Annotated in this window: 4 protein-coding genes; 3 read left to right on the top strand and 1 reads right to left on the bottom strand. The window is 38.4% G+C overall.

Annotated elements, in window-relative coordinates; all coding sequences use genetic code 11:
- Window positions 1-214: 214 nt before the first annotated feature.
- Complete coding sequence (locus tag JIG41_RS00230; protein ID WP_063527318.1) at window positions 215-763, bottom strand: hypothetical protein; 549 nt, start codon at window positions 761-763, stop codon at window positions 215-217.
- A gap of 183 nt (window positions 764-946) precedes the next feature.
- Between JIG41_RS00230 and JIG41_RS00225 the strand changes: the two genes are divergently transcribed.
- The 3 genes from JIG41_RS00225 (at window position 947) to JIG41_RS00215 (ending at window position 10,501) form a co-directional block, all read left to right on the top strand.
- A complete protein-coding gene (locus tag JIG41_RS00225; protein ID WP_199524082.1) occupies window positions 947-2,644 on the top strand; it encodes a hypothetical protein in 1,698 nt (565 codons plus the stop codon).
- A gap of 91 nt (window positions 2,645-2,735) precedes the next feature.
- The gene (locus JIG41_RS00220) at window positions 2,736-8,660 is read left to right on the top strand and encodes a conjugal transfer protein TraG N-terminal domain-containing protein (protein WP_199524081.1); all 5,925 of its coding nucleotides are present in this window, start codon (window positions 2,736-2,738) and stop codon (window positions 8,658-8,660) included.
- An 8-nt stretch (window positions 8,661-8,668) separates the two neighbouring features.
- Window positions 8,669-10,501, top strand: a complete 1,833-nt coding sequence (locus tag JIG41_RS00215; RefSeq protein ID WP_199524080.1) for a UvrD-helicase domain-containing protein — start codon at window positions 8,669-8,671, stop codon at window positions 10,499-10,501.
- Window positions 10,502-11,338: the final 837 nt, after the last annotated feature.

Raw genomic sequence — 11,338 nt, 5'->3', positions numbered from 1 at the left:
TCTCGCTGCTTTATAAGTTGCTGGGTACCAATTAGGTGCCTTCGTGAAGGCTTGAGCCGTATGCAGTGAAAGTTGCACGTACGGTTCTTAGGAGGGCGACACTTGGTAACAGGTGTCGTCTATCCGACAGAAACGAGTTACGCTTGAAGGTTAGCTATTGGCAGAAAGCCGCCCTTTTGGAAATAGGTGTTAAAGAGAAGTATTAAAAGATTTCCTATAAATTACATTCATTAATCAATAACTGACTTATAGAGTCAGACTTTTTTGATAGTTTAAGGAGCTCATCACCCTTTGAAGGGGCTGTTGAATAGTTGAATTCTGAGCTAGAAAGAGTGTTCTTGATTTCTAAATAGTTAGATGAGAATTTTTGACAAAATTCAGTTATCTCCGCGTTAACTATTTCTTCGGAATTTTTCTTGTTCCTCATGTATAACTTGTAGTTCTCCGTTACAACTTCTAAAGCTGCATGATCGTAGCGTATGGTCGCAATCACTTCACTATCTTCGATTGTATAGTCAACAATACTAACAGAAATAGATCGTAAGATGTTGGCCTTCTCGCTGTAGCTTGATAAACCCGCTTGAGAATTGTTAACAATGAAATAAGCGCCTAGCTTTTGAGCTGCTTCTTTATATATTAAATCTGCAATGTTGTACTCATTAACCGTGAGGCCGATAGTTTTAAACTTGATAACTCTGACAGTATCAGCCGCATGAGCGCCATGGCTCAATACAAAAATGACTAGTAAAAATACAAATTTCATAAATCCTCCTTCAAGCTGAAAAGTATAAATTATTGAATGCAGGTTTGTGAAAATATAAAAAACACAATGAGGTTTTTTTATAACCTATTGTAAATAATTGATATTTAGTTTTGTTTTTAACCGCTGCACGAAATGAAATTTATGAAATGATTAATACAGTTTTAGTTATTGGAGGTCGTTTTAATGAATTTATTGAAAGCGCTAGCAAATGGGGCTTTTATATCGATTGTATTCCATGCGATCGGGAGTGCTTATGGTGCAGAAAAGGTTAGTGTCAATTTAACGCTCGATAATACCACTGAGTACGACGCACAAGTAATAGAGTATTTACTTCACAAAAAAGCTGTGGAGCAAGCAAAAGTAAACCTCAACACGAATGTTATAAGCGGCAATCAATTATTGCCAAATATAAGGGCAAAACTTAAAGAGCTAAACATTAAGCAAGAGCAAAGTACCCTTAATGCAACGGCTACTTTTGAGTTAGCTGAAGGTCCTGAGTTAATTGCTAATAAGAATACTATTAGGATTTATGACGAAGTATTTCTGTTTAATGGCGTCGAAACAAAACAATCATCAATGAAAAAAAGGCTCAAAGAAAAGGTGTTTGAATATAAGTTCTTTGCTGAAATCCAAAGCAAATTATCTAACCTAGTGACAATATCAGACTATAAAATCAAAGAACCTCAAATTAGTGAAGGCCAAATGATTTATGGTGGCCTTAAGCTCTCAGAAGTATTGAACATCCGCGCTTTAGTTGCAGCCCAAAGTTACTCTCGTAAAAGTATCTCAAATGGAGTAAATATTCGAAATGAAGAGTGTGCGCAGCTTGATTCAAATCTGTTAGATGTAAACCCTCAATTTCCATCGATTGGAAAAACTGCACACTGGCCAGAATTTAAAGTAGGTGTATCGATGCTAACACTCCAGCTCTTGACTGGGTTATCTCCAAAAGTTTTAGAAATTGATTTTACTAAAAACTTACTACTATCCGAATTGCAAAAGTCTAGAGTGAGAGTAAAAGACTATAATAGTGACTTATTGCCTTATTCAAATATGTGGGATGCATACAGAGAAAGCATAGAGAACTTCAAAAATGTATTAAATGGGCAGACGTCCAATTTATCTGAAGAATATATGGGGAACATTGAGGCATCACCTTTCAGTCAATATCCGTTTGCAGATGTTAAGCAAGTTACAATGCACCTTAGCTTTGATGAATTAATTAGTGAAGGGGACTACGATGGTATTGAGTTCAATGATTGGTTTTGGGGTCCGAAAAACTACTATGGAGTACGAAACAGCTATATTAATCGCGTAGATGATTTATCAAGAGGTAAGCCTTACTTTTTTCTTGTGATAGAGGTTTCAGGTGTAAAATTCTATCGAGCTGTCCTAGATATTAACTTTACTCATAACAAGCATAGCTCGGCAAAAGTAAAATTAATCCCAATAGATGTTTTGCCATTTTTACCAGGGTCAGAGTTTAATATCTTTAATCGAACAGACTATCGTAAGCTGTGGCTAAAATCTTTGGAACAGGTATCCGTGACTGATGGTTCAATAAGCAATCGAGCAGTCAATATACTGCCAAAAGAAATAATTGATTGTTTGCCCGATACGTTTGCATTTGATGTAACACTAAGTGAGTTGTTTGCTTTTAGAAAGGGGCAGACTGCATTACTCGACGGTGACTTTAACCCGGTAAAAAATTCACATGGAGACTACGTTGTTAATCAGAATGGTTTTCTAGGTTTTATGTCTACAGAAGAGCCCGCCTTTCCCGTATCTGTCAGCATGATGGGTAACTCGATAAATATTAGCTACTACAAAGACCATAAAATTGGGGATATAAGCGTTTATTTTGAGAAAAAGGTATTTTAATCAAAAAATACTGAAATTCAGTTGAAAATCACGCTTTTAAAATTTTTTTCAATTTTAAGATTAAGCCAGACTCAATATTCTGGCTTTTTTTATGGATTTTACAATTTACTCAATCGGTGAAACAGCGTTCATGTATGAGGTTCTAATGGGCCTTCGAAGAATGTTTGATTTTGGCTTTTCATCTTTGCATATTTTGATTGGTGCTACAGCTCTACTTTCACTGATGACTCTTGTAGTAAAAAGTTGGATCAACCCAAACTCTAACCCAGTACTATCTTGGTTTATTGGGCTTTGTATGTTCATGGTCTTGTGTGGTCCATTTTCTAAAGTAGATGTTGTTATTGAGTCGGTAAGAACTGGAGATGTGTATTATGTGAATGATGCACCTGGCATAGCTGCTGTTATTGCAATGATGACCTCAGGAATGTATGGGCTGTCACGAGATTATGAAGATTCATTCGCCTCACCGGATGGTTATCAGGCTGGTCAATTTCTCGATCCAATGAGGGCACTAGTGGCGCTTGATAAATTTGGATATATGGGCTCTGAAGAGCTAGATTCAGGTGTTGATGACCAAAGGTACAGAATCAAAACATCTACAATGAACTACCTTCAAGACTGTGTAATTTGGGATCTTCAAGTTGGTGGCAATGACGCTGAGCTAAATGCTGACAAAATAAAAAATGCCCCAATGGAAAACTTCCTTGAGTCTATAAGAATTAATACACCATCAAGAAGCACTTATATTCAAATAGACACTCCTGCCATGGAGCTATTAACATGCCCAAACGCATACTTGAAGCTCAAAAGTTACTTTGATAGCTCAAGTTTCAGAGAGATGACTGACAGGTTTTTGCAGAAAGAAAATGTAAAACCACAAGATGTTGAAGCCGGGGCGGAATCGATTTCTGCATTAAGCGCGACAATGAATGCATATCATTTAGCGACGGGAAGGTATTTATCAAATGTTTTTGCTGAAGCTGCTGCAAAAAGTGGGGATATGCAAGGGCTCCGCTCTGAACTTACTTTAATAGAAACAAAGTCTCAGCGACATTACCAAATGGCCGCGGATAGAAACCTAGCTTTGGAGCTATCAATTGGTTTTGCAACCTTCATTGAGGCCTTTGTGTTTTTCTTGATCCCAGTTATTGCAATCATGCTTGTAATGGGTGCTGAAGCTATGAAATCAGCTGCTATGTTCTTTGGGGTAACTGTGTGGGTTAACTTGTGGCCGGTAACCATGAGTGCGGTTAACCTTTTTACTTTACTTGCTATTCAAGGTCGATTTACATCAGTGTCAGCTGGTGGCGGTGGTGTAAGTGCAATCACATTTGGTATGTGGGGGCATAGCATGTCAACAATCGAATCATTTATTGCAGTGGCAAGTAGTTTAGCTGCTGCAGTTCCTATGCTCACTTTATATATACTGCATAGGGGTGTTCACACCATGATGGGTGTATCTAATAAGACGTCTCCTGATACAAATATTGATTCAAAGAAATTGTCACCGGATGTCACAACATCTGCAAATGGAGGTAAAGCAAGTCAAGGTGATACTACTATGCAAGCCAGTGATGTTCATTCCTCATATGGGCAATGGAGCCAAGCTCAACTGAATGGTGGACAACGAAATGATGTAAGTATTAATCCGGGTGGCGCAGGGCCAGCCTCGGGTTACCTTAAACAGTCATCAGCTGAGTTGTCAGCGATTGGCTCTAGAAATACTCAATTGGCAAATACTGAAGCCGCTAGCCAAACATTACAAAAAACTGCCACTGATAGTAAATCTGCTACTTTAGATTCAATCAAAGGGTATAAACAAGGAGAGTCATTTGAGAGTGTGGATACTTCACAATTATCAGAGGACGAAGCTTTCTTAGCGGCACAAACCGCAGCATATGCAACTGAAAATAACATGAGTTTATCTGATGCATATGATCACGTACTACAGGGCTCGGCAAGCATGGTAGCAAAGGGGGCTCCATCAATAGCAGGGTTTGGTTTAGGTGCTGATGCGAAAGCAGCGATCACAGCAAAAGCGGCATCACAAAAGCAAGTAGGCGCCTCAGAAAGATTGTCAGAGGACGAACGTGCACAAGTTTCTGAATCGATAAAAGCTAACTGGGGGAATGCAGTAAAAATGGCTCAATCATCGAGCAGTGATAACTCAGTTGCAAGTAAAGAGGCGGTTTCCCGACAGGAAGCTGTTACAAATGCTCATACAAATATGCTTCAAGCTCAAGCCCTTGAAGCTGAGGGGAATACAGCTAGCTCCGCTTCAAAAGTAATGACGCAAATGAATGCGGGTGAGGTTCAAAACTCAACCACAGGAGCAAATAAAGCATCAATCGGCTCAATTGTTTCAACACTTTCAGATGAGCAGCAGCATGTTCTTTTAGGTAGTTTGATTGGTGATGAAGGCTTAAATAGTTTATCTGGTGACAAGAGAAGTGCTTTAATTTCTGAGTTGGGAGATAGGTTCGACTACCACAAAGAGCAGGTAAATAAAGGTGATAACGCGAGATTACCGGAAAGCCAAAAAAATAATATTGCTTTGGCCAATACGGTTACTGATGCAATCGCAAGAATGTCTGGAAATACTGAAGTGTTGTCTACAGACCATAATGGTAACCAACTTCCTCTTTCAACTGGAGTTACAGCACTTAAACAAGCTAATACCGAAAGAGGAGCTTCTGCAGGCTTAATGAGAGAATTAGGTGAAACACTACAAGCGCCGAGCCTAATTTCACTTAGTGACCAATTGAATGGATATAAACCGAGTGATAATTCACATATTCCAAAACCTGAAGATAATACTGGCATAGACACCAACACTTTAAGTAATGATGTAAATAGTGGCATAAAGACTGATCCAACAAACATGTTCAATAATGAGCGTAATGCACAAGCATTTGCTGAACACAAAGAGCAATCTCAAAACGAGGTTAGTAGTAGAGGGGCATCTGGTACAGGTGCTGTTAAAGCTAAGGGTGAGGATGTTGTTTCTGAGTCAGAAGATAAAAATGCAAATAATTTAGCGCATGCATTTGGATCATTAAAAGTATTAGGCTCAGAATCTAATGAATTATCTGGCGGTGTAGTTAGTTCTATTGGCTCACTATTCACCTCTTCAGTGGGTGAGGCTGTTACGGATGAGTTTAAGAAGTCTGGTAATGGTGAAGGTATTAATTCGAATCTAATTGAAATGGGTTTTGGTGTTTTATCTAACAATACACCAGAAGCTATTAGAAACTTACTAACTAGCGCAGCAAATGGTGAAGGTTCGATTATTAATGGTGAACGCTTATCTCCAAATGAAACACTAATGTATGCTGGGGCTGTTCAAACAGCAATGCGCCCTGAGTCTCTAGCTGCCTTCAATGAAAGTTTAAATTCAAACTCAGCTCTTCTTGCTTCAACGCAACCTAATAACCCTTACAGAAATGCTCAAGAAAATATCTCAGCTGTACAGGAGATGAGAGAGAATGAATCAATTAATAATGCCCTGAAGAGTAGTGAGTTAATTGCGGCATACTCAGCATTGGCAAACCTTGATGATGGTCAAATTGAGGACGTAATTGCAGCCACGAAAGGAGATGAAAGTTTCTTAGGTATTAATGATGCTAAATACGCTCGTCATTTAGAAGCGCTAAATGAGTTATCCCCACAGTTAGGTTTAGAACCTCAGTACAACCCATCAAGGTATAAAGATGAGCCAAGTCAAAAAGGTAGTTTGGAATCAGTAAACTACGACTCTCAAGCTAGCTCAATGGCTGGGTTTGCTGGATTAAATGAGAGAGAAAATTTAGATCGAACTGAAAACAGATCGAAACCTAGTGGCCAAGGTCTTGTTGATGGTATTACCAAAGGAAATTATGACCAAGATGCCAAAGAGATAGCTAAATATGCGTTAGCAAACTTTAATGCAACTGGTGATACATCAGGAGTTAGCTTTAAGGAACTTAATGATCGAAATTTAGATAATTTTAAATCAGCACAAGTTTCTAGTCGAGAATTTAGTATTCCTGACTTTACTAACATCACCCCTGAAACAATGGAAGATCTGAATAAGATGAGGGATGCACTTTTAATTGCAGGTAAAGATAGCGAGGCAGAAACACTAACTAATACAATTGCTTCTATTACTTCAGATGAGCAAACTAAAAATGGGTATGAATCAAGTGCATCTAAGGAGCATGAAAGCCAAGTAATTAATAACGCAATTCACTCAGAAGGTGTTTCTAGTAAAGCGAAGGAGTTTGCCGCGAACGCCCTTTATGGCACAAGCGATACTCCAAGAAATCTTTCTCATGATGACATGAGAGATCTACTTACAATAAACAACTTACTAAGTACAGCTCCAGAAGCACAAAGAACATTAAGTGAAGCGATCACAACTGCCTTCACACCGAATTATAGTGATGCCGGTACTAAAGAAGCAAATCCACCTGTAAACAGCCTTAATTCAAGCGAAGCCTCAGTGCCGCAACAGTCTGTAAATGAAAGTGATTATGATAAGAGCTCTGTCACACAACAGAATGCACTGAGCGTAACACCAAAAAGCTTATCAGTTGATAATAACCGTGGTGAAGAAATAGAAGAAACCCCTATCAAGCCAAGTGAGGTAAATAGTGGGGTTAACAGTACTGGTAAAGATGAAAGCGGGAATGTTCTATCTAAAGAGTCATCGATTGCAGGCAATGATTCAAGGGATCGTATTGATACCTACCAATATTCTGGCACAAAAGATGATTCTTATCCGAATACTACAGATTCAGGTCGTTCTTTAGTGGGCACACAATCAGAAAACCTTCAGGCTTCAGTAAGTAATGGCGGCACATTAAATAGTGAGGTTGGTTCTACTGGCAGTACCACTAGTCCAGGGTTGCAAAGCAGCCCTGCGAGTACAGACCAATCAGAAAGCCTTAAGGCATCGGCAAGTACTGGCGGTAAGTTAAATAGTGAGAATAGTTCGACTGATCGCAATGCTAGTCCAGAGTTGCAAAGCAGCCTTGTGAGTCCAGACCAATCAGAAAGCCTTCAGGCATCGGCAAGTACTGGCGGTAAGTTAAATAGTGAGAATGGTTCGACTGATCGCAATGCTAGTCCAGAGTTGCAAAGCAGCCTTGTGAGTCCAGACCAATCAGAAAGCCTTCAGGCATCGGCAAGTGGTGGCGGTACGTTAAATAGTGAGAATGGTTCGACTGATCGCAATGCTAGTCCAGAGTTGCAAAGCAGCCTTGTAAGTCCAGACCAATCAGAAAACCTTCAGGCATCGGTAAATACTGGCGGTACGTTAAATAGTGAGAGCGGTTTAAGTGACCGCACAGCTAGTCCTGAGTTGCAAAGCAGTCCTGTGAGTCTAGACCAATCAGAAAGCCTTCAGGCATCGGTAAATACTGGCGGTACGTTAAATAGTGAGAGCGGTTTAAGTGACCGCACAGCTAGTCCAGAGTTGCAAAGCAGTCCTGTGAGTCCAGACCAATCAGAAAACCTTCAGGCATCGGCAAGTGGTGGTTCTATTGTTGCTGAGCCTAGTCTAAAACCTGACACAAGCGGTGATAATGTGCAGACTCAATCACAGTTAATTGCTTCTAATTCTTCTCAGAAAGGTGAGTCTTTTGAACAATCTAACTCAGATGAAAGTTCAGTTGTGAACAACTCTAGTTCTGAGAACCTAAGTTTTAATGAAACAAACGCTGGTGAAGCAGCGATGGTTAGCAATAGAGAAAATTCAATTGAAGAGAGAAACCCTTCTGGCCTACATCCTGTAGCTGGTGGTGAAGTCACTAGGACCGAGTCACAAGAGGTTGGATTAAGGCAAGTTCTTGATAATACAGAAATGAGCAATGATGCATTATTAAAAGCGGAAAATATCTTGTCTCTAGGTACAAATTCCAATTTGAGCTCATTTACAAAGGAAGAAAAAGCAGAGCTATTAGATTTGGCTGACAATCTAGAGGCAAATAATTACATAGCTGAATCATTACGAATCAAAAGAACGTTGGAGAGCTAACATTGACGATGACATTAGAGCAAGAATCAGCAGCTAACGATGTTAATAATCACTCTTTGATTCTTGCTACAGCAGGTAGTGGTAAAACAAAAACATTAATTGAAAAAGTAAAAAACGTACTAAAAAAATCATATGACAGGAAGGTTATTCTCGTTACATTTACAAATGCGGCCGTCAACGAAATGCAAGAAAGGTTGGAAATAGCTCTTCCACAATCATCAATAAATAGAGTTTCTGTAACTACATTTCACAGGCAGTTTCTTAACCAAACAAAGAAACTCATGCAAGGTAAGCTACTAATTGGAGCAACATACTTCAACTTTATTGATAGGTTGAAGAATTACATCGAAAATGAGCACCTACTACCGGAGTTAAAAGTAACATTCAATGACATTACGAGCATTTTGAATGATCAGCCATTAGATGAAAAAAAAGGGTTTGATAAAGACGCTGTTAAGCTAGTTAAAGAATGTTATCAAGAGTTAAAGATAAAGAACCACCTTTATGACTTAGATGACGCAACCAGGCGCGCGGTAGAAGGAACTTTAAGTGGGGAAATACCGCTATTAAATTGTACAGACCTAATGATTGATGAGTTTCAAGACACAGATTTACTACAATATGAGTGGATTGCCCTGCAGGGGCGCGGAGGGATTAATCTAACACCTGTTGGAGATGATGATCAAAGTATCTACTCATGGAGAGGCGCTAGAAGTTATGAAACAATGCTTAAGTTTAAAGATGAATTTAAACCCAATATTCATATGCTTGCAAAGTGTTTTAGATGTAGACCTGAAATAATAGATGCCAGTAAAAATCTAATAGAATTTAATAAAGATAGAATTCCCAAAGGTATGGTTTCGGGGAAGGAAATTGGTGGCACTGTTAAAACATACATACATAAATTTAAAAAAAGTATGCTGTTAACATTTTTGGAGAACTACAGTAAATATGATGGTGAGTGGGCGATCCTAAGCAGAACTAATGTTGCATTGGACTCAATAGAAGAGTTTCTGATAGAACATGAAGTAGCGTATTCAAGAAACAATCAAACAAGTATTTTTAAAACAAGCGCTGGTGATTTTGTAATTAAACTGTGTTCTTATTTTTTAAATAAGTTTGCACACTACCATTTGTCAGAAGTTTTAGGGTACTTAAAAGAGGATGAGAACCTAATTCCTTTAATTTCTGAAAGTATCAAGAGTAATTCTGATATTGAGTCATATCTAAATAATTACGGTCAATCAATTAATGGAACGGCTTTTGAAATGTTCTATTCAAATTATTATTTATTTGAAAACACTCATGATTCCAAAGAGATAAACACCAGAATTGATTTGTTGATTGATTTCATCATAGAGCGCCGCTCAAAAGGCGACAAGCTGAATAAATGCGCTGTTGAAACATTACTTCTTGAAGGGCTCAAGACAAAAACAGGCTCTTGGTTCGAAAGAATCAAGCTTTACTCAGATAAAATTAAAGAGCAAAACAGTAAATCTGAAATTGATAAATCAGTGGTAACTTTAACCACATACCATGGCTCTAAAGGTCTAGAGTGGACTAATGTGGCTATTTTTGATGTTATCCAGGAAACGATGCCAAATATGCAGTCACCAATCGATGAGGAAAGACGTTTGCTGTTTGTTGGGATGACACGCGCTGAGCAACGGTTATTTATTCATAGCTACTTAAATAAGGCTGATATTGATGATTTAAAGGATGTGGGTGAATTGGCACTATTCAAAAAAGATTACGAATATAGCCCACCAATAACATCAGATATTAATGATGTTTGTTTTCCAAGCGAGTTTATCGAAGAGATTTACTACACTAACGATTAATCTGTAGTAGTGTGATTACGTCAAAATCGCTTGGTACTTATACCGTCAGTATCCCTTGGTAATCACACTTATTCAATTAATCACTGTTCAATTAATCACACTTATTCAATTAATCACACTTATTCAATTAATCAAATGTTGTTTGCCTTATTTCGGGAAATTTAATCTTTTGTATTGTTGACTAAAAATTTATAAGCAATTATATTGATTATAACCCTAGAGGTTCAGCCTTTAGGGTTAACCAATCAACACAGACTATCAACGTAACAACCACTCTTCTGAGTCATTATCGGAATACAAATTTCCAATAATGATTTCTCAATCCACTTTACCTTTTAGGTCCTTGATTTTTGCACTATGCATAATTATGCCTATTGGTATTTAAAGTGGCTTCTAGCTGTTGAAGTTAAATCTCAGCGTTAATACCTTCTTGGTATTAAGACGGTTGAAGTGATTCTTTCACAAATACCTAACCAATTCCTATACGGGATACTCTTCTGTATAGGAATCGAAATCTCATTCGATGCGACCGCTATACAGATCTACTTATTTTTAGTTCTGCGTTTTCGGTCAAATGCATTGGAGGAGATTATGGATATCATTCTTATATTACTGGCGTGCACATATGTTGCAATCAAAATTCACAGCATTATCGTTAAGCCAATTCTATCAATAGCTAGTTCAAGCTGGGGTTAATTTGAACATTAGGCTTGCGCAATCTCACCCTTTCAAGGGCGAGTCAAGCAAGAGGTAACTAGTCTTTTTTCTGACTTAAAGCGCGTGAAGTTTTTACGGCTCTTTCACTTGGCGGTGTGTTTTGATTTTCAATGTACTGCT

The sequence above is a fragment of the Pseudoalteromonas sp. bablab_jr011 genome, assembly GCF_016464045.1.
Taxonomy (GTDB): Bacteria; Pseudomonadota; Gammaproteobacteria; order Enterobacterales; family Alteromonadaceae; genus Pseudoalteromonas; species Pseudoalteromonas lipolytica.
Note: the sequence above shows the minus strand (reverse complement) of the source record. Positions and strands in the feature narration are given on the sequence as shown.

Coding starts and splice junctions, on each gene's coding strand:
- JIG41_RS00215 (WP_199524080.1), top strand. CDS start 8,669: ATGACATTAGAGCAAGAATCAGCAGCTAACGATGTTAATAATCACTCT.
- JIG41_RS00230 (WP_063527318.1), bottom strand. CDS start 763: ATGAAATTTGTATTTTTACTAGTCATTTTTGTATTGAGCCATGGCGCT.
- JIG41_RS00220 (WP_199524081.1), top strand. CDS start 2,736: ATGGATTTTACAATTTACTCAATCGGTGAAACAGCGTTCATGTATGAG.
- JIG41_RS00225 (WP_199524082.1), top strand. CDS start 947: ATGAATTTATTGAAAGCGCTAGCAAATGGGGCTTTTATATCGATTGTA.